The organism is Exiguobacterium sp. s133, from assembly GCF_018618595.1.
GTDB classification, from domain to species: domain Bacteria; phylum Bacillota; class Bacilli; order Exiguobacteriales; family Exiguobacteriaceae; genus Exiguobacterium_A; species Exiguobacterium_A oxidotolerans.
Genome location: NZ_JACSMK010000002.1, coordinates 197384 through 223208, shown reverse-complemented (window position 1 = coordinate 223208; position 25825 = coordinate 197384). Strand labels below are relative to the sequence as shown.

29 protein-coding genes and 1 other annotated feature are annotated in these 25825 nt (G+C 47.3%); of the genes, 18 read left to right on the top strand and 11 right to left on the bottom strand.

Features of this window, described 5'->3' with window-relative positions:
* The first annotated feature begins 2 nt into the window (after nucleotides 1–2).
* The 5 genes from flgL (at nucleotide 3) to KNP96_RS03695 (ending at nucleotide 3186) form a co-directional block, all read left to right on the top strand.
* On the top strand, nucleotides 3–962 hold the full coding sequence (flgL, locus tag KNP96_RS03715; protein ID WP_214768854.1) for a flagellar hook-associated protein FlgL: 960 nt from the start codon (nucleotides 3–5) through the stop codon (nucleotides 960–962).
* A 14-nt stretch (nucleotides 963–976) separates the two neighbouring features.
* The gene (locus tag KNP96_RS03710; RefSeq protein ID WP_088837790.1) at nucleotides 977–1555 is read left to right on the top strand and encodes a DUF6470 family protein; all 579 of its coding nucleotides are present in this window, start codon (nucleotides 977–979) and stop codon (nucleotides 1553–1555) included.
* A gap of 4 nt (nucleotides 1556–1559) precedes the next feature.
* Nucleotides 1560–2000 carry a flagellar assembly protein FliW gene (fliW, locus tag KNP96_RS03705; RefSeq protein WP_239456754.1) on the top strand — a complete coding sequence of 147 codons (441 nt, stop codon included), beginning with the start codon at nucleotides 1560–1562 and terminating at the stop codon, nucleotides 1998–2000.
* Nucleotides 2000–2224: a carbon storage regulator CsrA gene (gene csrA / locus KNP96_RS03700; RefSeq protein WP_029331452.1), complete on the top strand. Its 225-nt coding sequence runs from the start codon at nucleotides 2000–2002 to the stop codon at nucleotides 2222–2224. The genes fliW and csrA overlap by 1 nt, the downstream gene beginning before the upstream one ends.
* A gap of 137 nt (nucleotides 2225–2361) precedes the next feature.
* Nucleotides 2362–3186, top strand: a complete 825-nt coding sequence (locus KNP96_RS03695; RefSeq protein WP_214768853.1) for a squalene/phytoene synthase family protein — start codon at nucleotides 2362–2364, stop codon at nucleotides 3184–3186.
* 474 nt (nucleotides 3187–3660) lie between these two features.
* On the opposite strand, the gene KNP96_RS16825 is transcribed toward KNP96_RS03695, so the two are convergent.
* The 5 genes from KNP96_RS16825 to KNP96_RS03675 form a co-directional block, all read right to left on the bottom strand.
* Nucleotides 3661–3795: a hypothetical protein gene (locus tag KNP96_RS16825; RefSeq protein ID WP_285801447.1), complete on the bottom strand. Its 135-nt coding sequence runs from the start codon at nucleotides 3793–3795 to the stop codon at nucleotides 3661–3663.
* 226 nt (nucleotides 3796–4021) lie between these two features.
* Nucleotides 4022–4918 (bottom strand): alpha/beta hydrolase, encoded by an 897-nt coding sequence (locus tag KNP96_RS03690; RefSeq protein WP_088837787.1) that lies wholly within the window; start codon nucleotides 4916–4918, stop codon nucleotides 4022–4024.
* 32 nt (nucleotides 4919–4950) lie between these two features.
* The gene (locus KNP96_RS03685) at nucleotides 4951–5832 is read right to left on the bottom strand and encodes a YitT family protein (protein ID WP_088837786.1); all 882 of its coding nucleotides are present in this window, start codon (nucleotides 5830–5832) and stop codon (nucleotides 4951–4953) included.
* An 86-nt stretch (nucleotides 5833–5918) separates the two neighbouring features.
* Nucleotides 5919–8744, bottom strand: a complete 2826-nt coding sequence (locus tag KNP96_RS03680) for a sensor domain-containing protein (protein WP_214768851.1) — start codon at nucleotides 8742–8744, stop codon at nucleotides 5919–5921.
* A 183-nt stretch (nucleotides 8745–8927) separates the two neighbouring features.
* Nucleotides 8928–10067 carry a hypothetical protein gene (locus KNP96_RS03675; RefSeq protein WP_214768849.1) on the bottom strand — a complete coding sequence of 380 codons (1140 nt, stop codon included), beginning with the start codon at nucleotides 10065–10067 and terminating at the stop codon, nucleotides 8928–8930.
* A 131-nt stretch (nucleotides 10068–10198) separates the two neighbouring features.
* Between KNP96_RS03675 and KNP96_RS03670 the strand changes: the two genes are divergently transcribed.
* Nucleotides 10199–10861: a response regulator transcription factor gene (locus tag KNP96_RS03670; RefSeq protein ID WP_088837783.1), complete on the top strand. Its 663-nt coding sequence runs from the start codon at nucleotides 10199–10201 to the stop codon at nucleotides 10859–10861.
* Nucleotides 10858–12120 carry a HAMP domain-containing sensor histidine kinase gene (locus KNP96_RS03665; RefSeq protein WP_214768848.1) on the top strand — a complete coding sequence of 421 codons (1263 nt, stop codon included), beginning with the start codon at nucleotides 10858–10860 and terminating at the stop codon, nucleotides 12118–12120. The genes KNP96_RS03670 and KNP96_RS03665 overlap by 4 nt, the downstream gene beginning before the upstream one ends.
* A 47-nt stretch (nucleotides 12121–12167) precedes the next feature.
* On the opposite strand, the gene KNP96_RS03660 is transcribed toward KNP96_RS03665, so the two are convergent.
* A complete protein-coding gene (locus KNP96_RS03660; protein ID WP_029331436.1) occupies nucleotides 12168–12671 on the bottom strand; it encodes a hypothetical protein in 504 nt (167 codons plus the stop codon).
* Between the two features lie 138 nt (nucleotides 12672–12809).
* Here KNP96_RS03660 and KNP96_RS03655 point away from each other — a divergent pair, with 138 nt between their 5' ends.
* The 11 genes from KNP96_RS03655 (at nucleotide 12810) to KNP96_RS03605 (ending at nucleotide 23051) form a co-directional block, all read left to right on the top strand.
* Entirely contained in the window at nucleotides 12810–13292 is a 483-nt protein-coding gene (locus KNP96_RS03655; protein ID WP_214768847.1) for a hypothetical protein, read from the top strand.
* A 63-nt stretch (nucleotides 13293–13355) separates the two neighbouring features.
* Nucleotides 13356–14186 (top strand): GNAT family N-acetyltransferase, encoded by an 831-nt coding sequence (locus KNP96_RS03650; RefSeq protein ID WP_029331434.1) that lies wholly within the window; start codon nucleotides 13356–13358, stop codon nucleotides 14184–14186.
* 623 nt (nucleotides 14187–14809) lie between these two features.
* On the top strand, nucleotides 14810–15202 hold the full coding sequence (locus KNP96_RS03645) for a hypothetical protein (RefSeq protein ID WP_088837779.1): 393 nt from the start codon (nucleotides 14810–14812) through the stop codon (nucleotides 15200–15202).
* Nucleotides 15203–15264: 62 nt separating this feature from the next.
* Nucleotides 15265–15501: a binding site (T-box leader), on the top strand.
* Nucleotides 15502–15595: 94 nt separating this feature from the next.
* Nucleotides 15596–17110 carry a peptide ABC transporter substrate-binding protein gene (locus KNP96_RS03640; RefSeq protein WP_088837778.1) on the top strand — a complete coding sequence of 505 codons (1515 nt, stop codon included), beginning with the start codon at nucleotides 15596–15598 and terminating at the stop codon, nucleotides 17108–17110.
* A gap of 588 nt (nucleotides 17111–17698) precedes the next feature.
* Entirely contained in the window at nucleotides 17699–18982 is a 1284-nt protein-coding gene (locus tag KNP96_RS03635) for a methyl-accepting chemotaxis protein (protein ID WP_088837777.1), read from the top strand.
* 225 nt (nucleotides 18983–19207) lie between these two features.
* Complete coding sequence (locus KNP96_RS03630) at nucleotides 19208–20032, top strand: flagellin N-terminal helical domain-containing protein (protein WP_088837776.1); 825 nt, start codon at nucleotides 19208–19210, stop codon at nucleotides 20030–20032.
* A 139-nt stretch (nucleotides 20033–20171) separates the two neighbouring features.
* Nucleotides 20172–20528 carry a flagellar protein FlaG gene (locus KNP96_RS03625; protein ID WP_088837775.1) on the top strand — a complete coding sequence of 119 codons (357 nt, stop codon included), beginning with the start codon at nucleotides 20172–20174 and terminating at the stop codon, nucleotides 20526–20528.
* A 19-nt stretch (nucleotides 20529–20547) separates the two neighbouring features.
* On the top strand, nucleotides 20548–22113 hold the full coding sequence (gene fliD / locus KNP96_RS03620; protein WP_214768846.1) for a flagellar filament capping protein FliD: 1566 nt from the start codon (nucleotides 20548–20550) through the stop codon (nucleotides 22111–22113).
* A gap of 15 nt (nucleotides 22114–22128) precedes the next feature.
* The gene (fliS, locus tag KNP96_RS03615) at nucleotides 22129–22497 is read left to right on the top strand and encodes a flagellar export chaperone FliS (protein ID WP_088837773.1); all 369 of its coding nucleotides are present in this window, start codon (nucleotides 22129–22131) and stop codon (nucleotides 22495–22497) included.
* Nucleotides 22461–22847 carry a hypothetical protein gene (locus KNP96_RS03610; protein ID WP_239456752.1) on the top strand — a complete coding sequence of 129 codons (387 nt, stop codon included), beginning with the start codon at nucleotides 22461–22463 and terminating at the stop codon, nucleotides 22845–22847. The genes fliS and KNP96_RS03610 overlap by 37 nt, the downstream gene beginning before the upstream one ends.
* Nucleotides 22848–22874: 27 nt before the next feature.
* Nucleotides 22875–23051 (top strand): hypothetical protein, encoded by a 177-nt coding sequence (locus KNP96_RS03605; protein ID WP_204251403.1) that lies wholly within the window; start codon nucleotides 22875–22877, stop codon nucleotides 23049–23051.
* A 44-nt stretch (nucleotides 23052–23095) separates the two neighbouring features.
* Here the strand turns inward: KNP96_RS03605 and KNP96_RS03600 are convergent, their stop codons facing one another.
* Genes KNP96_RS03600 through KNP96_RS03580 form a run of 5 tightly spaced genes read right to left on the bottom strand, consistent with a single transcriptional unit; the run spans nucleotide 23096 to nucleotide 25820 of the window.
* Complete coding sequence (locus tag KNP96_RS03600; RefSeq protein ID WP_088837771.1) at nucleotides 23096–23764, bottom strand: DUF2225 domain-containing protein; 669 nt, start codon at nucleotides 23762–23764, stop codon at nucleotides 23096–23098.
* Nucleotides 23765–23788: 24 nt separating this feature from the next.
* On the bottom strand, nucleotides 23789–24229 hold the full coding sequence (locus KNP96_RS03595; RefSeq protein ID WP_214766822.1) for a YaaR family protein: 441 nt from the start codon (nucleotides 24227–24229) through the stop codon (nucleotides 23789–23791).
* Nucleotides 24230–24247: 18 nt separating this feature from the next.
* Complete coding sequence (locus KNP96_RS03590) at nucleotides 24248–25141, bottom strand: flagellin N-terminal helical domain-containing protein (protein ID WP_214766824.1); 894 nt, start codon at nucleotides 25139–25141, stop codon at nucleotides 24248–24250.
* A complete protein-coding gene (locus KNP96_RS03585; protein WP_214766826.1) occupies nucleotides 25141–25533 on the bottom strand; it encodes a flagellar export chaperone FliS in 393 nt (130 codons plus the stop codon). The genes KNP96_RS03590 and KNP96_RS03585 overlap by 1 nt, the downstream gene beginning before the upstream one ends.
* Nucleotides 25533–25820 carry an EscU/YscU/HrcU family type III secretion system export apparatus switch protein gene (locus KNP96_RS03580; RefSeq protein ID WP_088837768.1) on the bottom strand — a complete coding sequence of 96 codons (288 nt, stop codon included), beginning with the start codon at nucleotides 25818–25820 and terminating at the stop codon, nucleotides 25533–25535. Before KNP96_RS03580 ends, KNP96_RS03585 begins: the two co-directional genes overlap by 1 nt.
* Between the last annotated feature and the right edge of the window lie 5 nt (nucleotides 25821–25825).

Sequence of the window (25825 nt, the reverse complement as noted above, 5' to 3'; positions counted from 1 at the left end):
AAATGAGAGTAACGCAAACGATGCTGACGAAAACGAATATCGGACACTTATCGTCAAGCTACCAAAAATTAAGCACATTACAAGAGCAATTGATCAGCGGTAAAAAAATCCAACGTCCCTCGGAAGACCCCGTCGTCGCGATGCAAGGAATCCGTTACCGGACAGAAGTCCGTGAAGTCGAACAGTTCAAAAAGAACGTCAACGAAGCGACAGGTTGGATGGACTTAACCGATTCGGCACTGAACGAAGTGACGTCAGCGATGAGTCGTGTTCGTGAATTGACGACGCAAGCAGCAACGGATACGTATGACGCGACACAACGAAAAGCAATTCAAAGTGAGGTCGGGCAGCTGATTGAACACATCGGGACACTCGCCAACACGAAATACAATGAAAAAGTCATCTTCAACGGAACGAAGACGGATCAACCGTTCGTTTCGATGGAAGGTCTAAAAGAGTATTTAGCGACGCCTGGTAAGTCTGTCGATACGGTCTTTACGGACGGAAACCCGGGCGGTAAAGACAGCGAAGTAATCCGCTATGAAGTGTCGTCAGGAATCGAAGTCCAGGTCAATGTCTCGCCGACGAGCGTGTTTAGCGCAGAGACGTTTACAACACTAAAAAAATTATATGATGCGCTTGGTGGTGTCTCAGACACGGGAGCCGTCGATAGCTCAAACAATGGAGCCGAGTTGTCAGGGATGCTAAAGGATTTAGACACGATGCTGAATCAAACGGTCGAGACACGAGCGGATCTCGGAGCACGCGTCAATCGTCTTGAACTGAATGCGTCACGCCTTGAAGATCAAGAAATCATCGCGAAATCCGTCATGTCGGATAACGAAGACATCGAAGCGGAAAAAGTCATCATGGAACTCAAATCGTACGAGACGCTTCACCGGGCCGCACTCAGTGCCGGTGCGCGAATCATTCAACCGACACTACTCGATTTCCTACGTTAAGGAGGTGACGGGAGATGAACCTTCCGCATCTTGAAATGCGTCAAACGTCTGCTAAAATCGGTATCAATACGACACGGGCGACGCTTGAACAACACCAACAACAAGCCTCCTTGTCAATCGAGCAACCGAAAGGCGAGCTGTCGCTCGAAACGGTCGCGGCACGACTCGAAATTGATTCATCCCAGGCATGGATTGAAATCGGACGAATCCCGGCATTTGAATCCGTTCAGCGTTATGCTGATTACGGACGACAAATGGGACAACAAGCAGTCGGGCGGGCAGCAGCTGAAGGGGATCAGTTGATGCGGATCGAGCAACGGGGAGATGCCGTTGCTCGCATCGCGACATCCCGGCAAGCACCACCGGCAGAAGTGACGACGCTCGGCTTTACGCCACGCAGTCTCGACCGGGTCAAAATCAATTACACACCGGCAGAGGTGCGTGTCAACTATACGGCGCAAAAACCGCAAATCGATGTTGAGATACATCGACCGGAATTAAACGTCACGCCAGGCACGACAGAAATTTACCTACGGGAACAAAATCAACTGGATATGTGGCCAGTCGGCGGCATATTCGATGGGGAAGGATAATCACATGCATATCGAAACAGATTTTTTTGGAACGGTTCAAATCGAGGAAAGTGAAATCATCACGTTCGCTTCCGAAGTACCCGGTTTTCCAGAGGCACGTCGTTTTATCTTATTACCGTTCGGAGAAGGCATTCCGTTCTGGTCCTTCCAATCGATTGATCAAACGGAATGCGCATTCGTCGTGACGAATCCGTTTTGGATTGATCCGGAGTATGTCTTTGAATTACCAGAATCAGCGAAAGAACAACTCGGTATCCAAGATACGGCACAAGTCGCTGTCTATACGACGGTCACGTTACGTGAACGGTTCGAGGAGTCGACGACGAACTTACGCGCACCGTTCGTAATGGAGACGAAACGTCGGCAAGCGAAACAAGTCATCCTTGATGAAACGTATTCAAACCGGCATGTGATTGGTAGTCTAACGGAAGTAGGTGGTCGCTGATGCTCGTCTTAAAACGTAAAACGGGGGAAGCGATTCAAATCGGGGATGATATCGAGTTGACGGTTCTTGCAATCGAAGGGGACCAAATCAAACTCGGAATCGATGCGCCGCGTCACATCGACATCCATCGGAAAGAAATTTATCTTGCAATCCAAGATGAAAATGCGGAAGCATCTCGAAGTACCGGATTGATGAGTCAGTTGTTAAAACAGCGTTCTGAATAATGAGGTGAACTTCTTTTGTGCGCACGCGACCAAAAGAAGTTTTTTTCATTTCCACGAAAAAAATGCTCATTCCTTTCGAATCGTGTATAGTAATGTAGAGAAAAGAAACCTTTTTAGACAAAGAGGGAGTGTAAGCAATGAATGAGACGAAGCAGCTGAAAAAAGATGCGAATCGTGTACTAAAAGCGACGAGCCGAACCTTTTATATACCAATCAGTCGCCTATCGCAAGAACTGCAAGAGGCAGTCGGGTCTGCCTACCTGTGCATGCGTGCGATTGATGAGATTGAGGACCATGAAGACTTGCCGACAGACGTCAAGACGACGCTCCTTCGGGAGACGGCCCTCCAGATGCGTGGAACGTTTTCGGGAGCTGCTTATCAAGCATTGATTGCACCGTATGCAAATCAGTTGCCGGAAGTGACCCTTCGTCTTTCAGAATGGATTGCTTACTGTCCGGCGGGGATTCGGGCGAAAGTCCTTGAATCAACGGCAGAGATGGCAGAAGGGATGGCTGTCTGGGCAGAACGTGACTGGACGGTCGAGACGGAAGCTGATCTTGATGAGTACACCTATTATGTTGCCGGACTCGTCGGTGTCATGTTGTCAGATATTTGGTACTGGAAAGCGGGTATCGTCACGGATAAACAACAGGCGATTGGTTTTGGTCGGGGACTCCAAGCAGTTAACATCTTACGGAACCAACAAGAAGATGCAGAACGCGGTGTCGGGTACTTCCCACCCGGTTGGACGACGGAGACGATGTTTACGTACGCGCAGGATAACTTGGCAGAAGCGGATCGGTATCTCGCGTCGATTCCGAAAGAGACGACGATCTATGAGTTTTGTAAGATTCCACTTGCCCTCGCACATGGGACGCTGGATGCGCTCGCTCGGGGAAAAGAGAAGCTCAGTCGACCAGAAGTCTTGAAAATCGTCGGAAGTGCGGTTTTAAAACGATGATGACCTGACTAAAAGAGAAACACTTACACATGACGCTTGGCAGGATGAGGCGTGTGGGTAAGTGTTTTTTGTCGTTAGCAGGAGTCCAGAACTTTAATGTTCTGCCGCGGTTTCTGAACAGTGTAGTAGCTGGGTTTAAACGTGTGGACAACGTGCAATCGGGAGAGAAGGCGTCTTCCTTGTTCGTTGTTCCTTAATCCCCACGGACAACGAGCAGGGTCTTGTCTGACTTTGAAAGTGCGTTAAAAACGTACTCAGACTGTAGACAACGTGTAATCGGGAGAGAAAGCGTCTCTTTTTTCGTTGCTTTCCTCGGGCGAGGCGCAAGCCGTTGCTCTTTGGTCCTTACGGACAACGAGCAGGGTCTTGCCTGCCTCTGAAAGTGCGTTAAAAACGCACTTTTTCCCGTAGGAGTCAACGAAACGTGACGCTTTTTAGGTAATACCGTGACAGAAATCCAGGCATGCAGGCGGTTTAGAGCGCAATCCGTTTCGAATCGCTTAGAACCGCGAAAAGCAATCGGTCGCGACCCTGCAGCTTTGCTGTATCGGCGTGACCGATTGCCGCTTTGAAGACGAGGCGAGACAGGGAAGCGCGAACGGATCGCATCTCGTTATAGCATGTTCACGCTTCATAAGCATTTGTCTAAGGTCTGAGCGTAGTCGCCGTGTTTTTCTCTAATTCGAATCATTTTAGTGAAGTCGTCCCAAACAAAAAAAGAGTCTAACCTACTGATAAAAAATCAGCTTGGATTGACTCTTTTTTTTGGATTAAGAGATTGAAGGTACAGCGACTGTTCCTTAATTAAAGAGTTGCTGCGATTATTGATGTGAAATCATTTGATGTCTTCTAAATAAGATAGGACCTTGTCTTCATAGGCTTTGCGGTCATGGGCATAAGACTGGACATGTCCGCCGTTTTCCGTCACATAAAGCTCAGAATGTGGCGCCGCTTTTTGAAGGCGCATGCTTTCCGTGACCGGAATCGCATCATCGTCCTTGCCATGAATCATCAGGATGGGAAGATCAATCCGTCGAATCGCTTCAATCGGTTTGACACGTTCCGGGTTCAGCCCTGTCAGTGGAGGCGTCACTTGCAGGATGACGGGTGTGAACGGGAAGTTCGGCAACCCGCTCCAGACGGGGAGGTTCGTTTCTAAATAATTTTCTAAATCACTGAACGGACTATCCGCGATGACACCGGCGACATCTGCTTTTGGAGCCGTGACAAGGGCAGTCGAAGCGCCCATTGAGATACCATAAAGAACAACCGGCTCTGAAGCACGTGATTTGGCATAGCTGACAGCTGTCAGCAAGTCATCTTGTTCTTTTGCCCCGACCGTGACACGTTTTCCTTCCGAGATCCCGGACCCGCGGAAATCAAATGTTAAGACGTTATAGCCGGCATCATGAAATTTTTTGAAGAGCGGGAAGATGGGGACATCCGTCTGTTCCCGGTTTTTCCCATAGCCGTGAGCAAAGACGATTGTCAGTTTCGCATCCTCACTCGGAATCCACCAGCCGGATAGCCGCGTGCGATCTTTTAGCGAGCGGAAGGAGACGTCTTCATAAGCCAGTTTTTCTGCTTTTTTAGGATTCGTCGTCAATGCTTCCCGTTCCGGTTTCGTTAAGGACGAACCGACATAAGCAGAAATTCCGACGAGAGCAATCAACAAAAGAACGATGACGAGGATCAATCCCCCGATGATTTTCTTGCGATGTTTCTTCAACAACGGCGCGACTCCCTTTCTCGAACAACTGTGAATTAATGAATATCTTTTTTCTTGAAGCGGCCACCGTGGACGTCATGAATGTTGCCGATGGCGATGAAGGCCTGTTCGTCGAAGTCGCGGACGATTTCTTTTAATTTCGTTTCTTCGAGCCGGCTGATGACACAAAAAATGACTTTCTTATCATCTCCGGAAAAGGATCCTTCTCCGTGTAAGTACGTCATGCTCCGACCGAGCCGGTCCATGATGGCAAGGCCGATTTCTTCGTAGTTCTCAGAAATGATCCATACACTCTTTGATTGATCGAGTCCGTCAATGACGACATCAATTGTCTTGAAGGCAATGAAATACGTAATCAGCGAGTACATCGCCCGGTCCCAACCGAAGACGAATCCGGCTGCTCCGAGGATGAAGACGTTAAAGAACATTACAATTTCACCGACGGAAAAGGGGGTCGAGCGACTGAAGGAAACAGCAAGAATCTCCGTTCCGTCGAGCGATCCACTGGCCCGGATGACGATACCGACGCCAATTCCGAGAATTAAACCACCGAAGACGGTCGCAAGGAGATCGACGTTCGTCATCGGTCCGATGCCTTCGAGTAATTTCGTCGCGACCGCCATGATGAAAATTGCATAAAGCGTAGACAGGGCAAAGGTCTTACCAATCTGTTTATAACCAAAAAAGATGAACGGGATATTTAAAAAGAAGAGCCATAATGCAAGTGTCGTATCCGTCAGTTTTGACCCAATGATGGAAATTCCGACAATCCCACCATCGATGATATTATTCGGAACAAGGAATCCTTTCAAACCGATTGCGAAGACGATGGCACCAATCGTCAATAACAAAAGGCGGCGTATAAGTTGCCATTTCGTCGTTCGTCGGTGAGCTTTCGTTTGGATCGCACCACTCATCGAATTCCCCCTTTTTGAAAAGTGTTTCTGTGTTTACTATAACAAAAAAGCACTAAGGCATGCGAGAGCAACCTTAGTGCGAATAATTAGATAAACGGTCGAATTGATTGGAAAAACCGTAAAACGAGTTCTGCTTCCGAAGTGTTCGTATAGGCACCGATATATTGTCCATGTTCGAAACCGATGACGGTCAGTGTGCAGCTGACAAGTTGTAACCCTTCGGATAAACGGACTTCGAAGGTCGCTGTGTTTAAAGGCAGCGGGACTTCTGTTGTGAAATAGAGGTGGCGTGTATCCGTCTGATGCGCATGAATGTCCGAATAATCGAAATCCAGCGCCATTTCATGGTGCGTCAACATCTTAATTTTCCCTTCAATCGAAAAACTGGGAGTACCTTCACTTGTCAGGGCGCAGGCTTCAATCGGATACAAAATTTCCCGTAACAAATAACTTTGCATGATTTCTGTTGAAACAGGACGACTGAACAAATATCCTTGAATGTTCGGACAATTGAGGGCACGGAACGTTTCCAGCTGTCGTATCGTTTCAATACCTTCTGCAACGACGGAAAGATTGAAGACGGACGCCATATAAAGAATGCTTTTAACAATGGCCTGTGCTTTTGCGTCATCAGCAATGTGCGTTGCAAACTGACGGTCAATCTTGACGACATCAATCGGATATCGCTGTAAATAAACCATCGATGAGTAACCTTTACCAAAGTCATCCAATGCAATTCGAACACCGAGGTGACTTAAGTGTTCGAGCATACGGTTCGTGTTCGGGTCTTCCATAATAAGTGCTGCTTCCGTGATTTCGAGTTCAAATAAATGAGGGGATAAATTGTATTTTAGCAATGCCTGCTCAATCTGATGTTCAAAACCGGGAATCAAGAAACGTTTTGGTGAGACGTTCACTGAAATTGGAATAAGATTTGAACCGGCCCGTGCCCAAGAGCTCATTGCTTGGCATGCGGTCTCAATGACCCAGTCGCCAATTGCAAGATGAAGTGAGCTTTCCTCAGCAAGGGGGATGAAGTCATTTGGCGGAATCCGTCCCCATTCTGGATGTTGCCAACGGATTAAAGCTTCAAGTCCAATGATTTTTCCGGTCCAGCTATCGACTTTCGGTTGGTATTCAAGGAATAGCTCGTTGCGTTCAATGGCATAGTGTAAGTCTTGTTCGAGTCGGTAACGTCTGTAGTAATCGATGTCAAGATTCGAAGCGTAATGATGAAACGTACTGTGATCTTCCCGTCGTGAACGGCGTAAAGCAGTGTAGGAATGTTTTAGCAGTTCAATCGCATCCTGACTGTCTCCCGGGAAACGACTAACCCCAGCAGAAATACGGGCGAACAATTCATACGGTTCAATCAAAATCGGATTTGCCGAGAGTGCGAGCAGTTTTTCCGCACAGGAAGTAATGTCATCACTGTAACTGGAGGGTACGAGCATGGCATACTCATCTCCCCCAAGATGGCCAAGGAATACTTCTTCCGGTTTAGTGATCGACAGAATGCGACTCGTCGCTTGTAACCATTGATCACCGGATGCATGGCCGAACGCGTTATTGATTTCAGAAATCCGGTTGAAGGAAACCGAAAGAACGGAGAAAGATTGATCGTTCTTCATCCATTCCTCAATGGTGTCCGTTAATAATTGACGGTTCGGCAATTCGGTGATTGCATCAATCAATGCGAGTTGCTGCAGCCGTTCCTCATACTCTTTTTGAAGCGTGATGTCATGCATGATACTGTTTGAATAGGCAATGTTCCCATCCAGGTGGAAAACAGGTAACTGTTGATCTTCAATCCATTTCCGTCGTCCATCTGGAAAGCGGAGACGATATTGAATCGTTCCGGATTTTCCAGAAAGCAGTTGTTGGATAAAATGTTTCATCGCCAGGTGATCCCGTTCGTCTATTCGCTCGAATAGCCATTTTTGACTTAAGCACAAATCCTCTGGCAATTCTTCAAAAATTTGAAGAAACCCCTGGGAGTGGAAGAGGACTCGGCCAGTAGAAGGGTCGATTTGCGAAATGGCTGCATCAAGCGCTTCGTAAATTTCACGTGTCTGTTCCCGTTCAAGCGTTAATTGGCGTCGCGCTTCGTTGACTTCCGATAAGTCATACAGGATAACGGAAATTAGTTCATTGTTTTCCGGGCGGCGAAATGCTTTTAAGCGTAATAATTGATATCCGTTTGAGGCATTTAAGACAGAAACCTCTTGTTCAAACATCTCCACTTCACAATCAATGAGTCGTTCCATATTAAACAGAAGCGGGTCAAAATCGCGCGGGTGAATGAGGTTATGTAACTGTTCGCGTGATAATGTCCCCAACTCGTCAGATGAAACGCCTAAGTAATTCATCAAAGAGGCGGAATGTTCTATGCTCCTCGTAGAAGGATCGTAATGGAAGACAACAAGTTCTGGAATGTGTTCCGTTAGTTCGAGCTGTGATCGAATTTGAACAACATCTTCTTCAAGTTGTTTTTCTCGAGTGATATCACGTGCGATCCCGTATACACCAATGACTCGATTATCTTGAAGAATGGGCATGTTCGTAATCTTTAAGGTCAGCCGATAATGATCGTTATGGAGGCCTTGGGCGGTGTAGTGAACGGTCTCTCCTGTAAGAGCACGTTCAAAAAATGCTGTGACTGCATCAATTTGTTCAGGGGGATTAAATACTCCAAAGTGTTCATACAGTGTTTCCGTGGAATACCCAAGCATTGCAGGCAATTTTTCATTGAAATATATGATTTCACCAAGATGGTTAAAAAAGAAAATCGCATCCGCGTTTTGATGGAAAAAGAATTCTGCGCTATCGGGATGTGAGAGTTCTAATCCACCAATGAATAGAGGGGATGTCGATGAACGACTTAGTCGTTGCATAGCGTCGAAAAAAGTCATAGCTATATCTCCTCACTAGAATGTAATTCAAGAATCTGTAATCCTATTTCTAGTATCGGTTCTAAGTGGCGACAATTGCAATTAAAGTTCGAAAAATAGACTGTTTTTTCAAAAAAAGAGAATCGGAATATCAAAAAACAAATAAAAGAACAGGTACAGAAGCACCTGTTCTTTTTGAATGGATTAAATGGCAAGATCGACAGATGTCTCGCTTGCATTCGGATCCGTTGATTGATCCGTATTCTTTTCGTTCATTCCGTGGTGACGTCCACCTTGTCCACCATCGCGTGGTCCTTGCTTAAGGTCGTCATAACTTGAGACCTGATCCGCACGTTCTTGCATCCGTTCCTTCATCGACGTCGCTTGTTTTTCTGTGATGGAACCGTCTGCTAGTTTCGCATCAATTGCAGCCGTTTGAGCGGTGAGAACCGCTTGCTCGAAGTCGTCGAAGGCGATATCGTTCGCTTCCGCAAATTCAGGAAGTGCTTGATCGGCGGCTTCGAATTTCGCTTCATCGAGTTTGAGACTCGCTAAGACCGTTGCAGTCGTGTTACCGAAGACGTCGCGTGGTCCGCCGTCACGTTTGCCTTGTCCTTGTTTTTCCCGATCCGGCAACTCGTCATAACTCGTCATGTCTGAGAATTCTTCCGTCATCCGTTCTTTAATCGACGTCGCTTGTTTTTCCGTCATTTTACCGTCTTTGACGAATTGGTCAAGTTGTTCTGATTGTGAGGCGATGACCGCTTTTTTGTAGTCGGCGAACTGGATTGATTGGGCTTTCGCGAACGCGGCGAGTGATTGGTTCGCAGCATCGAAGTCCTCTTGATTTAAGTTGAGTGCGGCAAGGACGTCTGCGACGAGTTCTTTATTAAAGAAACCGCCCTTGTTACCGTGACGTTGCCCTTTAGGTTGCTGTTCTTTCAATTCGTCATAGCTCGAGACTTTGCTGAAGCGTTCCGTTTGACGTTCTAACATATCAGCGGATTGTGTTTTCGTAAGATCCCCTGAGGCGACAAGACTCGCGAGTTGTTCTTTTGTTGCTGCAAGTTCAGCCGCTTTGTAGTCGGCGAACGAGATGCCTTTTTCTTCTGCAAGCTCAGCGATCGATGTCTTCGCTTCCCGTGCTGTTTGTGCCTCGTCTTCTGTGATGCCGAGTTTATCTAAGAGGATTGTAACGTCCATTTTTTTCATACCTTCGAAGTGATGACGCTCGGATTTCGTTTTCGATGCATCGCTATCATTTGTTGCAGCGAGAGCAGAAGCTCCTCCTACTGTTAATGCGCTGATTGTAAGTGCGGTGATCCATTGTTTTTTGAATTTCATGGTTGATCACTCCTTTCACCTTGTATGTTAGCGTGGATCGAAAACGAAGTTGTGAGGAAGTTGCAAAGAAATTGCCAAGAAAAGCAAATCGGCTGGAAAAGGCGGTACACTAAGCATGTGGAGGGATAACGATGAATATTTTATTGATTGAAGATGAAGTAAAGTTAGCACACGTGACAGAACGTTTTTTACGGCACCACGGATATGAAGTGACACTCGCGATGTCGATTGGACAAGCGAAGGACGCCTTAAGCAAAACGACGTTTGACGCGGTCCTCGTCGATGTTCGACTCCCGGATGGGGACGGCTGGTCGCTTGTTCCGTCGATTAAAGCGGTCGCTATGCCGCCCGTCGTCTTCATGATGACGTCGCGTGGTGAAGCGGATGACCGTGTATTCGGACTTGAGCTCGGAGCAGACGATTACCTCGTCAAACCCGTCGTCTTGAAAGAACTGACGATTCGGCTCGAGCGGGCGCTGAACCAGCGTCCGAAAGACACCGCCTTCCGGTTGGGTGATTTAACACTGGATCCGAAAGCGCGTCTCGTCAAAAACGGCGAGCAGTCGCTCAGTCTAGCGAAGATGGAGTTTGAGCTGTTGACATATTTCGTCGAACATATCGGTGAAGCACTCAGTCGCGATCAAATCCTGGATGATGTCTGGGGATATACATTCGGTGGCGATACCCGGACCGTCGATACGCACGTCAAACAATTGCGTGATAAGTTACCGACGATCAAACAACAGTTAAAGACGGTCCACCGGGTCGGATATCGACTGGAGGCGATGGAATGAGTAAATTGATGCGGAAGTTTTTACTGGCGGTCGTCGCACCGCTCCTCGTCATGGGTAGCTTGAGTTTTATCTTGACGGCGGTGCTCGTCAATCGGTTTGCGGAAGACGAACGCTACAGTCAACTCGCACGTGAAGCAAATATCATTCAAGAAGCGATCGACGGCAATCAACCGCTTCCCCGTGACATTCAAGGTTTCATCACGATCGACGGACAAACGCAACGCCTCGGTGGACGAGGACCGCAACCGGTCAACTTACCGGCGCTCGAGAAGTTGCAGCAACAAGACGTGATTGATGTTCAGAATCAACGTTTGTTGACCTATCAGCTGAAAGAGGGGGACACGGTCATCACGACGATTCGAAATGCACCGCTCGCGAGTAGTGCGTTGAACGGTGTCTACTTGGCGATTGGTGTCGCGCTCCTCGTGACCTTGTTGCTTGCGACAGGGCTTGCTTATTATATGGGACGACAGTTCACGCGGCCGATCGTCAACTTACGGTCCGTCGCCCAGCAAATCGGAGCGGGGAAAAAAAGCGTCCCGCTACCCGAACGACCGAATGATGAAGTCGGTGAGTTGATTGCTGCCGTCGATGAAATGCAGGAACAACTCCTCCAAAAAGAAACGTTGCAAAAGTCATTCATCGCCGGTATCACCCATGATTTGCGGACGCCGCTCGCAATCATCCGCAACGAAACGGAGGCGCTCGCAGCAGGAGTGATTCCGCTAGACGAACTACCGGATGTCACGGACAGCATCATCGAGGAGACGGATCGCCTCGGCCTATTGATTGATGAGACGCTCGTCTACTCGAAGCTTGCCGGAGGGATGATGCCGCTCGAACGGATTGAGACGCGACTAGATGACCTGGTGTTCGATACGGTCGGACGGTTGGAGGCGACGTTTGCGAAGGATGGAGTGGCACTTGTCGCTGAAGCTGTGTCCGTCACGCGTCGTGTTGACAGGCACATGTTCGAACGGGTCCTCGTCAACTTCCTGATGAATGCCCACGCGGCTGCTCCGCCTGATAGCCGGGTCATCATTCGGCTGACGGAGACTGAATTGACGGTCGAGGACGCGGGGCGTGGCGTCCCGGAGTCCGACCGGACGACGATTTGGGATTTGTACGTCAAACAAGACGGCAGTTCCGGGCACGGGCTCGGGCTTGCGATTAGCCGTTTGATTCTCGACAGCCATGAACTGGTCTATGGCGTCCGAACGAGTCCGCAAGGCGGAGCGTGTTTCTTTATTCGTCTATAATGTAAAAAAGCCCCGTTCCTCGTCGAGAGGAGCGGGGCTGTCAGTGCTTATTTTGATTCGTTTTCGTGGACGAGACTCGGTTTGACGAGTGTATAGAATTCATCACTCATGCCGACACGGCTGCCCATTTGGCAAGCGAGTTCGAGTGTCTCTTGGTAAAATTTCGCGACGAGGCTGTGGTTTTTGATGTGCATGTCTTTCATCGCTTTTTCGACGCCGAGGACGACTTTCGCGATTTGGTCATCTGCATCATTACGGACAGGGACGACGTTTTCCGGGAGGTCGACTTCTTTATCGTGTCCGTTGAAGCGGAACGAAGCGCCGAATCCAAGATGCTCGAGGAAGAAGTGCGGTAACAATTTGCCGGCGAAGAATTGATGCCATTCCGATTCTTTCATCGCGTCCATATCCCGTTTGAAAGAAGTCGTTGCGAGTGCATAGCGGTCATGTGTATCTTTCATGAACTTCTCGAGGATTGGTACCTGCATCGCGAATGAGTTCTTGAGCAGATTATCGAGCTGTTCTTGTGTTAATTGTTCTTGTTCAGCCATCCTTTTAACCCCATTTCGTTTCGTTACTCTTATCGTAAGAAATTTAGACAATTCCGTCAAATCTTTTTCGAGAATAAGGTTTACCTATTGTACGAAAGGGAATTTTACTATTATCGCATACATAAAGGAGGAATCAGCATGAAACGAATCGCAATGACAGGACTATTAATCGGGGCATGTCTGATTCCGGTGACGGCCTTTGGTGCGACGAACGTCTCTTATCAAAAAGGGATGGTTCAAAACAAACAGCTTGGTTATACCGTCAAGGCGACAGAGACGCTGAAGAAAGCGATTGCGCAAGACAAAGTCGAGCTGATCAAAAACAAGACGGTCAAGACGAAGTACGGTACCGTGACACGAAGCGGAACGTTTTCGCTCTATTATAAAGTGAAGGGAAAAGATCAGTTGCTCGTCAACTTGAACTATGAACCGAAGAAACTGTCGAAAAAACAGTTCGATCGTCAAGTCGGGTACGGCACGTATCTTGGGACGAAGGACAATAAAACGTACTATTATGTCCAACCGACGGAAGCTGTTAAAGGTGCGGTCGGGAACAAAACAATCGAACGCTTGATCACATATCACGTTCCGCGGATGATGAAAACATTTAAACTGCAGTAAGCATTAGCTTTTGCTAGTGCTTCTTTTAGTGGTTCGCTATAGTAAAGGTTGAGGTGAAGAGAGATGGAATTTACAGTAACGAAAGTCTTACAAACGACAGATGTCTTGCAACTTGAGAAATGTGTCAACGATCATGATGGAATTGAATTGAAGGTGGCGGCAGATTATGTCGGCGAGAATGATTTTGCTGTCTACGACGGCTCAAAATTGATTGGCTACCTGCAAGCCTTCGCGTATCTACCGACAGAATGGGAAGTCAACGTCTTCGTTGATCCCGATTACCGGCAGCAAGGGATTTTTAAATCGCTCGTCGAAACGGCGGCTGGCGTAGCGCGCGAAACGGGCGCGGAAGCCTTTACGTTCGTGATTGATGATGCAAGTCAATCCGGTAAAGCAGTCTTGGGCAAGCTTGGGGCAGAGTACCGGATGACGGAATACAATATGGTGCTGAAAAAAGCGCAATTGTTCTTAAAAGCAGATCCTGATTTCGAATTACGCGAAGCGACGGCATCGGACCGTCCGTTCATCGTCGAGACGCTCGGACAGTCGTTCGGAAATACAGCGGACGAGGCGGAAGCGATTTATCAAGCGATTGAGACAGAGGATCGCGTCACGTATGTCGGTGTGGCGAACGGTCAGCCGGTCGGTGTCGTCCGTGCATATTTAGCATCCGAGACACAAGCGAGCATCCATGCGTTCGCTGTTCGTCCGGAAGCGCAGGGCAATGGCTACGGGAAGAAGATGTTGAAACTGATGGTCCAAGCGATGTTCCGGACAGGTCGAACGCAGCTTGAACTCGATGTCGAGACGGATAACGCACGGGCACTGGATCTCTATAAAGATGCGGGATTCGTCGTCGGTCGCGGTTATCAGTTCCACGTGCTTGAATTATAAGAAGGTTGAACGAAAGTCCACGGGAGTGGGCTTTTTTTGTGAAATCGTATAGCAAGCATAGACCTTAGGTCTTACTACTCTCTAAGAAAATAGAATATCGTTTCCGATCGTCCGCTGGCGCGCTTTCCTCGGGCGGAACGCAAGCCGCGATCGGCTTTTAGCCGACCGGGTCTCGCTTGTTCCTGACGGAAGGGACGAGCCCTTCCTTTTCCCGCAGGAGTCGCGCCCGGACGATAGGAGCATAAGCAGTTTGATGGAAAGTTCATGGGAGTGGGCTTGTTTATGTAATCGTTATAAAAGGCATAGGCGTTTGGGTCTTACTACTCTTTTAAAAAATAGGATGTCGTATCCTATCGTCCTCGGGCGCGCTTTCCTCGGGCGGAACGCAAGCCGCGATCGACTTGCAGCCGACCGGGTCTTGCCTGTTCCTGACGGAAGGGACGAGCCCTTCCTTTTCCCGTAGGAGTCGCGCCCGGACGACGGAAACTGTTTTGTTAGGAATCCAGTGATAAGGAGAGAAGGAAACCGCTGAAAAAAATAAGTTCATAATCTAAAGGAAGTCTGAAACCTCTCCCGTGTTTTGTCGTATACTAGACATATGGAAAAATAGAGGAGGCGACGACATGAATGATCGACAGGAATCATTACGGACGTTGAAGTGGGTGTCAGGTGGTTTAGAGGCCATCCTCGGGATTCCGATTCTCGGTGGATTGATTGTTATCGGGTCAGGTTATAACGCGTTATGGTTGATGCTTGCGTTCCACATCGTGGTTGTGGTGTTGACGGCGCGGGCCGGCAATGTCTCAAAAGGTAACATCGTCGGAATCGTCGCGTCGACAGTCGGTGTCATTCCGGTCGTCGGGATGTTATTGCACATGGCAGCGGCCATCACGATTTTACTTGACGCGGCATTTGGTAACCGGATTATTACACGGACCCACGTCGAGCGGGTCGAACCGATTCGTCCCCGTCCGGTCCGGAAAGAACAGGAGAAACAGGAAGATCATCCGTTTTGAGCACTTTTGATTGACAGTGAAATCCGAGCCGTGTAAAGTAAAGACCAAGTTAAGCCATATCAAACAAATCAACGAAGCGGAGTAAGTACCGTCAACACTGCCGACAAAGCGAGTCAGGAAAGGTGAGAGCCTGACGCGGTAAGCTGATTAGGGAATGGACCGCTGAGAGCCTGTTGAACGATTGCAGTAGACAGGACGGTTGCCCCCGTTACAAGGCTAGCTGGTTGTTGGACCAGCGACAAGAGGAGATTTTTAATCTCAACTAGAGGTGGCACCGCGCGGATACAGGCGTCCTCTATGCAGCAGCTTTTGCTATGCATAGAGGGCGTCTTTTGTTTTACGTCAAGGAACGCCGAATCATCCAACGCACATTATCTTTAGGAGGAATTTTTTATGAAAAAGACATTGATCGCGGCGGCAAGCACGGCGTTCCTACTCGCAGGATGCTCGACGACAGACACAGAACAAGCGGCGCCGAACGAAAACGAAAAGAAAGTCCTGCACACGATGGAAAGTTATGATCTCCTGTCGGTCGACCCGGCGGATGCCATCACGTCGAACATCTTCAACCAGATTTATGAAGGACTGTACCGCTTCGATGAAAACAATGAACTCGTCCCGGCAGCTGCTGAGTCGCACAGCGTATCGGAAGACGGAAAAGTCTATACGTTCAAGCTTGACCCGACGGCGAAATGGTCTGACGGAAAACCCGTCACGGCAGAAAACTTCCGTTATGCCTATGAGCGCGTCATCGAGACGAACTCCCCGTTTGCGTACTTGCTTGAGCCCGTCAAAGAAACGAAAGTCATCGACGACGAAACGTTGCAAATCGAACTGAAACGGCCGACGCCGTACTTCCTCAGCATGACGACGTTCGGGACGTACATGCCGGTCCGTGAAGACATCGTCAAAGCACAAGGCGACAAGTTCGGGACGGATCCGGAGACGAATGTCTACAACGGACCGTTCACGTTCAAGAAGTATCAAGCGGAGCAAGGCTACACGCTCGCGAAAAATGCTGACTACGCCGACCAAAAACAAGTCAAGATTGACGAAGTCGACGTCAAAATCATCAAGGACCCGATGCTTGCGATCAACTTGTTTGAAACAGGCGAACTCGATGTCGCACCGCTCAACTCGGAAAACGTCATCAACTATAAAGATAAAAAAGAGTACAACACGTTCAGTGATTCACGGATGTTCTTCATCCGGATGAATCAAAAAACGGACGCCTTAAAAGACAAGCAGACCCGCCAAGCGATTGACGCTGCTTATAATAAAGAAGCGTTGACGGAAACGTTACTCGGAAACGGCTCGTTACCGGCCGACTATATCGTCCCGCAAGAGCTTGATCCGCAGTACGATAAAACACGTCAAATCACGTCATCATTCGACGAAGCGCAGGCGAAGAAAGTCCTCGAACCGCAAAATCTAGAATTGACGATGATCATCGAGGACGATGACGTCTCGAAAAAAATTGGGGAGTACATTCAAGGAACGTTAAAGCGTCAAAACCTCGACGTCAAACTCTTGCCATTGCCGAAGAAGGAACGTCTTGCCCGTGAAGGACGAGGGGACTATGATTTGTCACTTGCAAGCTGGGCACCGGATTATCAAGACGCGACGACATACTTGAACTTGTTCATGACGGGAAATCCGTTCAACATGATGGATTACTCGAACAAAAAGTATGACCGTCTCTTGCAACAGGCAGAAAAAGAACTCGATCAAGATAAACGGTTGGAACTGTTGAGTCAGGCTGAATCGCTGTTACTCGACGATCAAGCGATTTCGCCGGTCTACCAACGCAAAAACGCCTTCTTGCAAAACACGGAAGTCACGCACCTCGCCCGACACAACGTCGGGACAGACATCTCGTATAAGTACGTTGAAATTGATCGTAAGTAAAACATCAGCCGTTCGCCTTATCATGTTTAGATGACAAAGCGGACGGTTTTTTGTGTCAGGAAGAGTTTTTCTAAATGGGTATTGTCATGTTGCGCTTCCTTATCTCGACGCGTCTTCCAAGCGGCAATCTTCCGCATTTCTTCACTTCACTGCAGGGTTGCGACTGATTCCTGTTAGCGGTTTAAAGGGATTCAAGACGGAATGTGTTCTAACCCGTCTGTATGACTGGATTTCAGTCACGCTATTCCCTAAAAAGCGTCACGTTTCGTTGACTCCTACGGGGAAAAGTGCGTTTTTAACGCACTTTCAGAGGCAGGTAAGACCCTGCTCATTGTCCGTGAGGATCAAGGAGCAACGGCTTGCGCCTCGCCCGAGGAAAGCAACGAAAAAAAGACGCTTTTTATTACCTGATGTTCCTTTGTCTACACGTTGCTGTACTAATTTATCGTTGGCATAAATCAAATTGTTATTTTGTGACAAGTAAATCCTATAACCGACTTTGAAATCAGGTCAATTCTATTAAAGCGTCCTCATATCTTGCCGATAAGGAGAATGTTGAGAAAAGAATCAGGAAGGGAAGTTACGGATATGAGCAAGTTACGTAGCAATTTAAAGATTCGGTTATTTGTATGGGTTCTCGTGATTTCAATCATTACAGGCGGAATTTCTGCCCAGCTGACATTATTCCTCTCGCGCGGAGTCGACGTCGCAGAAAACCAGGCGATTTTATTTGGAGCGGGCATCGGGTTAGTCTTGTCGATTCTCGGATCACTGTTGATTCAATTGATTCTCCGTCAGCCAATCAAAGCAATCGAAAAAGCAACACAAACGGCACGTGAAGTCGCGAACGGTAACTTTGATGTGGATTTCGAAGAAGCGAAGCGTGGTGACGAAGTCGATCAGTTGATGCATGAACTCGAAGTGATGGTGGTACATATCCGCAAGCAAGCGACACAGATGGGTAGCTCAAGCGACAAGCTGACGGCGTCAGCCCAGGAAATCGCGGCAGCCGTCCATGAAGGCAACGCGTCAGGAGAAAGCATCCGGACTGCAATGGCGGAACTCTCGACGAAGATGAACGAAAACGTCGATCAAGCCTACCTCTCGATGGATGCACTCGGTACCGTCAAACGAACGATGGATGAAGTCGCAAAAGAAATGAACGAAGCCTTGAAATCCGCGACGGTCATGCAGACAGAAGCCGAGAACGGCAAGACGCTCGCAACGGATTCGGTTGAAGCGATGCATATGATTTCTAGTAAGATGGAACAATCCGCGACACTGAACGGTCGTTTGACGGATATGACAGGTGAAATTTCACGAATCACGGACGTCATCAGTGACATTTCAGCACAGACGAACTTACTCAGTTTGAATGCCTCGATTGAAGCAGCACGTGCCGGAGAAGCCGGTCGCGGTTTCGCCGTTGTTGCGGCGGAAGTCAAGAAGCTTGCTGAACAAACAGCGACGTCAGCAAAAGAAATCACCGATTTGATTTCCGGTGTCAAACGTCTCGTCAACGATACGGCGAATGCGATGACGGACGTCCAAAAAGAAGTCGCGACCGGTGTCGGACTTGTCGAACAAGCAGGGTCGTCATTCGAAGAAATTCACCATTCAACAGAACATGTGTATTCACGTGTTAAATCGGTTGACCAGCTTGTCGTGAAGTCGGACAAAGAGATTGACCAAGTCGGTTTGACGACGGCGAACATCCTCGCGATGGTTGAAGAAGCATCGAAACATGCGGAGCAAGTCTTGCAGGCTTCTAGTCATCAGGCGGCTTCACTCAGTGAAGTCAACGGTGCGATGGAAGAGCTCGTCGCAGTCGCGGAACAACTGCAAGAAGAAACGGGCGCGACGCGTCTCTAATTTAGAAATCGCAGGCGGAAGTCCCGTCTGCGATTTTTCTTTTGAATTTTTTTATTTTTTTTTGAGAGAAACTGTTAAACATTTCGGCACGGCGACGATATATAGAGTGGAAGCAGTCATCGACTACAACCATCGCGCTACCCTTGGGCCGGCCAGGGGGCGCATCTCGGAGAAGAAGGATCTTCAAAGAGACAAAAAAATTATTCCTATGGAGGGAAACTTAAAATGATTATCAATCACAACCTTAACGCAATGAATGCTCATCGTAACATGAGTGCAAACACAGCAAACGCTGGAAAAGCAATGGAGAAACTTTCTTCAGGTCTTCGTATCAACCGTGCTGGTGACGATGCTGCAGGACTTGCAATTTCTGAAAAAATGCGTGGTCAAGTTCGTGGGTTAGAACAAGCTTCACGTAACGCACAAGATGGTATTTCGTTAATTCAAACTGCAGAAGGTGGTTTGAACGAAGTGCATTCTATTCTCCAACGTCAACGTGAACTTGCTGTTCAATCTTCAAACGATACGAACGTTGCTGCTGACAGAACTGCATTGAAAGATGAGTTCGATCAACTTTCTTCAGAAATCGGACGTATCAAAGATAATACTACCTTCAATACGAAACAACTTCTTGATGGATCAGATGCTAACGGGAAAATTCATGTTGGAGCAGATGCGACGCAAACAATTGATATCGATTTCACTACTGCTGGAGTTGATTTAAGTGCTGTTTCTACGGCAGTTTCAGCTCTCGATATCAGCACACAAGCTGGAGCAGATGGTGCGATTACTACTGTTCAAACACAAATTGAATCTGTATCGTCTGGTCGTTCGTACCTTGGTGCACTTCAAAATCGTTTAGAGCACACAATCAATAACTTGAACAACGCTTCTGAAAACTTAACTGCTTCAGAGTCACGTGTTCGTGATGTAGACATGGCGAAAGAAATGATGAATTTCACTAAAAACAACATCTTAAACCAAGCATCACAAGCAATGCTTGCTCAAGCAAACCAACAGCCACAAGCTGTTCTTCAATTACTCCGTTAATCAAAGGTTAAGCTATTACGACTAAAAAAGGTCATGGACTCGTTCCGTGACCTTTTTATGTATTTTATAAAATGTCTATTATAATTTTTTAGTACAATGCCGATATACTACATAGAGAATAAATAAGGAGTGTTGGTCTATGAATTCCATTAATACGGAGATTCGGCTTCACCTGCCTGCAAACGTCTTATCATACGAAGCGACACGGAACGTCTTTGTTGAAGCGAACCAAGAAGAACTAGAGCAAGATGGGGTTGTCGTCTTGCCTACATCTCAACATGTTACGAAGCTTGAAACAGCAATTGAAAAAGCGAACTCCCAACTCGAAATACAACGGACTGGTTTGAAGTTCGTAAAACATGAAAAACTAAATGAATTTTATATTCAAATCGTTGATATGAATGATAATGTCGTGCAAGAAATTCCAAGTAAAAAAGAATTGGATTTTTTCGCTGCATTTATGGAATTTAATCAATTAATCGATAAACGGGTTTAATTTAGAAAGGACTGATTGGATGGCAGTACTTCGATTAAGTGGTCTCGCAAGTGGGATTGATACGGAAACGATGATTAAACAATTAATGCAGGTGGAACGTGCGCCAGTCGATCGTTTAGCCCAAAAGAAACAAACATTGACGTGGCAACGTGATGCATATCGAGAAATTAACCGAGCATTGCTTGACCTGCGAACAGCAGCAAGTGATATGATTTTATCTAAAAACTATACAGCAAAAACTGTGACCAGCTCTGATTTATCAATAGTAAGTGTTTCTGCAAGTTCTATAGCAAGTACCGGAAGTGTAACGATTGACAGTATTGGTCAGCTAGCTTCAGCTTCTTCTGTGAGTATGACAATAACGGCAGGTCGACCAAGTAGCACCACACTTACAGATAGTGGTTTATTTGAAGCAGACGTTAACGGTAAAATTAATGTTCAAATCAATACGTTTTCTTCTGATGGAACGGCTATTAATGAAACGATTTCACTCGATGCTACACAGAAAATCTCTGATTTAACTGCAGCGATTAATGGTAAATCAAGTCTTGGCATGAATGCAGTCTATAATGAAATTACAGGGAAACTAGTTTTAACGAAAACGAATACAGGAAAACTTAATCCGAACGGATCAGACATTTCGATTGTAGATGTTAATGCTGGAATAGAGAAAGTAAATTCTCAAACCGCTACTTTAGGGCAAGAGGGTCAAAATGCCAAGTATACAATTGGTGGTCAAGAATTAGAACAACGAACAAACACGTTTACACAAAATGGATTAACAATCACTTTAAACAAGATATCGACAACACCAACAACATTGAATACAAAACTTGATGTGCAAACAAATTTTGATTCTATTAAAAAATTCGTTGATAAATACAACGATATGATTGATAAAATGAATAGTAAAGTGAATGAAGAAAAGTATAGAGATTATCAGCCGTTAACTGATGCTCAACGAACAGAATTAAGTGACGATGAAATTAAAAAATGGGAAGAAAAAGCAAGTAGTGGTATCTTACGTAATGATAGTTATTTACAAAGCGGGATGAACCAGTTTCGCAGTGCGATTTCTTCAAAAATTGACACCGGTTATACATATCAATCAGGAACGGATACGATTGCCTTGAACTATATGTCACAAATTGGAATTACAACTACAGGCGATTTCCGTGATGGTGGTAAATTGCAAATTAATGAAACGAAGTTGAAGAAAATGCTCGAAGAACAACCGGATGGAGTTTACAAGTTGTTTACGACGGATGCACCAGGACCGGTTACGAATCCAGATGGAAGTCTTACACAAAATTCTAATGGATTAGATGGATTTGTTCGTCAAATTCAAGTATTTGCAACTACTATGCGGAGTAAAGTATCACAGGTTGCAGGTCTAGATGGTGCAGTCGCGACGACGTATCGTCTCGGCCAATCACTTGCTGACGTCGATAAGAGTATCCTTTCATGGGAAGACAAATTAACAGCTAAAGAAAATGCCTATTACCGCCGCTTCGCGGCGATGGAACAGGCAATGAATCAAGCGAACAGTCAATCGGCAACACTCGCTTCATACTTAGGACAATAAGGAGGGTTTCTGACGATGAATCCATATGCGACGTACCAAACGAACTCGGTGACGACAGCATTGCCGCAAGACTTGACGTTGATGTTGTATGAAGGACTGATTAAGTTTGCAATGATGGCGAAACGTAATATCGAACAAGGAAATATTCAAGATAAAAACACGTATATTCAAAAAGCGCAGGCCATCATCATGGAGCTCCAACTGACGCTCAATAAATCGATTGCTCTATCAACGGATTTAAATAATTTATATGATTACATGCAGGGACGCTTGATTGATGCGAACATCAAAAATGATGTGACGGCGATTGACGAAGTGATTGGGTTCGCGGAAGAATTTCGTGAAACATGGAAAGAAGCGATGAAGCTCGCCCGTCAACGATGAGTCCACTCGATCCGCTGCGCCTGAAGACGAAACATTTGATGGAACTACTTGAGCAGACACCGGAGGAAGAAGTTTATGACGAATGGGTCGTCAAGATTCAAAACTTGCTGAATGAACGGGAAGCGTTCATTGCCGCTCATTCGAACTTGCTTGCCGGGGCCAATCAAGCGGTTATTCAAGAGCTTGTCGCCGAAAGTCGGAAACTGGACTTGAAATTATCTGAAGAAACCGCTAAATTAGGGGTACAAATCAATCAACTCCGACAGACGAAAGTCAGCCGGAAATCGTATATCGACCCGTACGAAGAAGTCGAAGGTAGTTTTTCACCATATTTTGATTCTCGTCAGTAACTTTCTTATTCCAGGGAGGGATCTTGCGTGACTAAACGTGAAGAGAAAAAACGTACCGTGCCGAAACCGTTTTACCGATCAGATGGTTCGTACGATCAATTCATCGAACCGGACGTCGAGTCCGAATCTTGGGAAGAGGCGGAACGCCCGATTTCGGACGGGCCTGACGTCTATGAAGAAGAAAAATATCGACGCGAGTCGTAACAAAAAAGGGCATCCTGTATGGATGTCCTTTTTTGTTATGATATTTAGATTTGGTGCCGTTCCCGATACAGTTCCCAGTGTTCCCGTGCCTCTTTTTTGATTCGGTCAGATATTTTTTGACTCTGAAAGATAAGGCTATACCATTGCTTCGCGTCATCTGTCCGCTCGAGACTCGCATAGAGATCGGCAATTCGTAATAATAAAACATCATGCGGAATCCCGGTCCGGACAGCATCGGTATAATTGAGATAAAGCGCTTCGTACTTCTCGACCGACCGCTCCATCCAGAGCACTTCCTGCTCTTTGTTTGCAAGCAAACGATTTAACCAGGCGATTCGGACGCCGAGCATCGCGAGGATACTCTCTTTTTGGAGTGTCACTTGAGCACTATAAAGACAAAGCTTATAAAGCTGGATTGCCTGCTCCGCTGTCCGCTCAGTCGTAGCGAACGCTAACACCGGTAAAGCGGGAAGAATGTCCGTCGTCAGTCGTTCCCGGACGTCCGGACGGAGCTTCTCGAACGCTTCATGGAAGATGAAACGGCAATGGGTGCATTGAACCGGTTCGTAATAATAGACGTTTGGTCCGTCATAGTGAATGAAACCGTCGAAGTCGGTCTGCACGACACGGATCTGTCGACTTAAGACGCGCTTCGTTTCTGTTTCCTTCAAGCAGTACGGGCATTTACATTTTTTTGAGTAGATAGCAGGCATTAGATAAAACTCCTCGGGATCGATTTAGACAAAGACGTTGACGAGCATCCCTTTGATTTCTCCGACTTGGTCGAGAATGTCGAGACGGCGTGACTCACCGGAGATGACGGTGTTTGTCAGCTCGAGCAGCTTCGTGTCGACCTGTTCGACGACTTTGTAGATTTTCGTCCGTCCGCGCCGGTTGAAGCCGCGTTTTTCCTCGAGTTGCTGCGATTGATCAAGGGCATCTTTTAGGAAGTCCTTGATTTTCTCTTTGTAGCTCTCGAGGTTCTCGATCGTCTGGCTCTCGGCGAGCAATTGTCCGTGTTCTTCGACGAGTGTCAACTTTTGTTGAAGCCGTTCGTAGCCTTTATGCTCGCGTTTATCTTGCATCAACGCAGAAAACGTCGTCGACGCCTCGACCTCGCGTGGTCCGGTCTTCGGTGTCTGCAGGCGGCTCGTTTCTTGGATGCGCCGGATATCCATAGCTGTCGTCCTCCTTGATTAGTTGAGTAGTTGTAAGACGCCTTGCGGTAAAGCGTTCGCTTGGGCAATCATTGCCATTCCGGATTGATTCAAAATATTGTATTTTGCATATTCCATCATTTCACGCGCCATATCAGCATCACGAATCCGCGACTCCGATGCCGTCAAGTTTTCTTTACTGACGCTGAGGACGGATGTCATCGCTTCGAAGCGGTTTTGGATGGCACCGAGTTTCGACCGTTGCGCTGAAACCGTGTCGATTGCTTGCGTATAACGGCTGATGGCATCATTCGCGTCCTGTTCCGTCATCACGCTGAGGGCGTATTCGGGTGTGCCGTCGACGCTTGGGACATCGAGTTTGCGGACATCGGTGTTCAGCTGGGTAGTCGTGCTGATGCCGATGCTTTGCGCCCGCATATCGTCAATCGTTAAGGAAATCCCTTCGTTCGCGCCTATGTTTGTCTGGATGAAGATCGCATTGTCTTCCGTGCTGAAGTTACCCGTCAATAAGTCTTTCCCGTTGAACTGCGTCGTTTGCGCGATTCGTGAGACTTCATTTGTCAATTGGTTGATTTCTTCCTGGATGGCTGTCCGGTCCTCTGTCGCCAGTGTTCCGTTGCCGGCCTGGACGGCGAGCTCGCGCATCCGTTGTAATAAGTTATGTGTTTCGCTCATGCCGCCTTCAAGTGTCTGAACCATCGAGATTCCGTCGAGGACGTTTTGCTCCGCTTTATCAAGCGCTTTGAGACGGTTCCGCATCTTCTCCGAGATGGCGAGACCGGCCGCGTCATCGGCGCTGCGGTTGATTTTTTGTCCGCTCGACAGTTTATCCATCGTCGTCTTGACGTTCAGTTGGTTAGCACTTAAATTCCGGTACGCTTTCAGTGCCTGTACGTTATTGGTGATCCGCATTAATAATCCATCCCTTCATACCGTTCATGGTGTGCCGCCCGGACGAGCGGTCGTTCTTTTTTCAGACTGGCGGCTTGCCACGTGACGAGCAGTTCTTCTGCGAGTTGAAGCAGTTCGTCTAACACGAGTGGCGTCCGGTAGGCCTGTAACGTCTGGTCTGCTAAATACTGGTAAAGGGCGTCGAGTTGACCGGTGATGATGCCACCGTCGTCATGGAGCCCTGCTTGTAGTTTCGTTAAGAGTTGATACGCTTTTTGCAACCGTTCGTTGATTTCATCGAACCGGTTGTCGTCGCGGGCGAGCAACGACCGGTCGTATTGCAAGACGAGTCCCTGGAGCATCGTTTCCGTCAATTGTTGCGGTGTCATTTGAAACAGTTCCTGTTCTGTCATCAGTCCCGTCCTTTCGCATGATCGAGTTCTTCAATCAATAACAATAATTCGGCCATCACGTCGTAGAGTTGTGGCGGAATCGCCGTTCCAAGATCGAGGTCGAGTAAGTGACCGAGCAACGATGTATCCTGTTCGATCGCGACACCACTGGCGCGCGCTTCCTGTAAAATCCGGTCGGCGGCTTGCCCGGTCGCCCGGGCGACGACGACGGGAGCGTTGCCTGAATGTTCATCATACCGTAGAACGGCAGCTGATTTTCTATGTTTTAAATCAATTTTTTGATACATGGCTC

Excerpts from the sequence above, each read along its gene's own strand:
- KNP96_RS03640 (WP_088837778.1), top strand. The coding sequence starts at position 15,596 with ATGAAAAAGACATTGATCGCGGCGGCAAGCACGGCGTTCCTACTCGCA.
- KNP96_RS03590 (WP_214766824.1), bottom strand. The coding sequence starts at position 25,141 with ATGCGGATCACCAATAACGTACAGGCACTGAAAGCGTACCGGAATTTA.
- csrA (WP_029331452.1), top strand. The coding sequence starts at position 2,000 with ATGCTCGTCTTAAAACGTAAAACGGGGGAAGCGATTCAAATCGGGGAT.
- KNP96_RS03710 (WP_088837790.1), top strand. The coding sequence starts at position 977 with ATGAACCTTCCGCATCTTGAAATGCGTCAAACGTCTGCTAAAATCGGT.
- KNP96_RS03630 (WP_088837776.1), top strand. The coding sequence starts at position 19,208 with ATGATTATCAATCACAACCTTAACGCAATGAATGCTCATCGTAACATG.
- KNP96_RS03685 (WP_088837786.1), bottom strand. The coding sequence starts at position 5,832 with ATGAGTGGTGCGATCCAAACGAAAGCTCACCGACGAACGACGAAATGG.
- fliW (WP_239456754.1), top strand. The coding sequence starts at position 1,560 with ATGCATATCGAAACAGATTTTTTTGGAACGGTTCAAATCGAGGAAAGT.
- fliS (WP_088837773.1), top strand. The coding sequence starts at position 22,129 with ATGAATCCATATGCGACGTACCAAACGAACTCGGTGACGACAGCATTG.
- KNP96_RS03635 (WP_088837777.1), top strand. The coding sequence starts at position 17,699 with ATGAGCAAGTTACGTAGCAATTTAAAGATTCGGTTATTTGTATGGGTT.
- KNP96_RS03610 (WP_239456752.1), top strand. The coding sequence starts at position 22,461 with ATGGAAAGAAGCGATGAAGCTCGCCCGTCAACGATGAGTCCACTCGAT.
- KNP96_RS16825 (WP_285801447.1), bottom strand. The coding sequence starts at position 3,795 with ATGCGATCCGTTCGCGCTTCCCTGTCTCGCCTCGTCTTCAAAGCGGCA.
- KNP96_RS03665 (WP_214768848.1), top strand. The coding sequence starts at position 10,858 with ATGAGTAAATTGATGCGGAAGTTTTTACTGGCGGTCGTCGCACCGCTC.
- KNP96_RS03645 (WP_088837779.1), top strand. The coding sequence starts at position 14,810 with ATGAATGATCGACAGGAATCATTACGGACGTTGAAGTGGGTGTCAGGT.
- flgL (WP_214768854.1), top strand. The coding sequence starts at position 3 with ATGAGAGTAACGCAAACGATGCTGACGAAAACGAATATCGGACACTTA.
- KNP96_RS03660 (WP_029331436.1), bottom strand. The coding sequence starts at position 12,671 with ATGGCTGAACAAGAACAATTAACACAAGAACAGCTCGATAATCTGCTC.
- KNP96_RS03580 (WP_088837768.1), bottom strand. The coding sequence starts at position 25,820 with ATGTATCAAAAAATTGATTTAAAACATAGAAAATCAGCTGCCGTTCTA.
- KNP96_RS03680 (WP_214768851.1), bottom strand. The coding sequence starts at position 8,744 with ATGACTTTTTTCGACGCTATGCAACGACTAAGTCGTTCATCGACATCC.
- KNP96_RS03600 (WP_088837771.1), bottom strand. The coding sequence starts at position 23,764 with ATGCCTGCTATCTACTCAAAAAAATGTAAATGCCCGTACTGCTTGAAG.
- KNP96_RS03595 (WP_214766822.1), bottom strand. The coding sequence starts at position 24,229 with ATGGATATCCGGCGCATCCAAGAAACGAGCCGCCTGCAGACACCGAAG.
- fliD (WP_214768846.1), top strand. The coding sequence starts at position 20,548 with ATGGCAGTACTTCGATTAAGTGGTCTCGCAAGTGGGATTGATACGGAA.
- KNP96_RS03655 (WP_214768847.1), top strand. The coding sequence starts at position 12,810 with ATGAAACGAATCGCAATGACAGGACTATTAATCGGGGCATGTCTGATT.
- KNP96_RS03585 (WP_214766826.1), bottom strand. The coding sequence starts at position 25,533 with ATGACAGAACAGGAACTGTTTCAAATGACACCGCAACAATTGACGGAA.
- KNP96_RS03650 (WP_029331434.1), top strand. The coding sequence starts at position 13,356 with ATGGAATTTACAGTAACGAAAGTCTTACAAACGACAGATGTCTTGCAA.
- KNP96_RS03670 (WP_088837783.1), top strand. The coding sequence starts at position 10,199 with ATGAATATTTTATTGATTGAAGATGAAGTAAAGTTAGCACACGTGACA.
- KNP96_RS03695 (WP_214768853.1), top strand. The coding sequence starts at position 2,362 with ATGAATGAGACGAAGCAGCTGAAAAAAGATGCGAATCGTGTACTAAAA.
- KNP96_RS03625 (WP_088837775.1), top strand. The coding sequence starts at position 20,172 with ATGAATTCCATTAATACGGAGATTCGGCTTCACCTGCCTGCAAACGTC.
- KNP96_RS03675 (WP_214768849.1), bottom strand. The coding sequence starts at position 10,067 with ATGAAATTCAAAAAACAATGGATCACCGCACTTACAATCAGCGCATTA.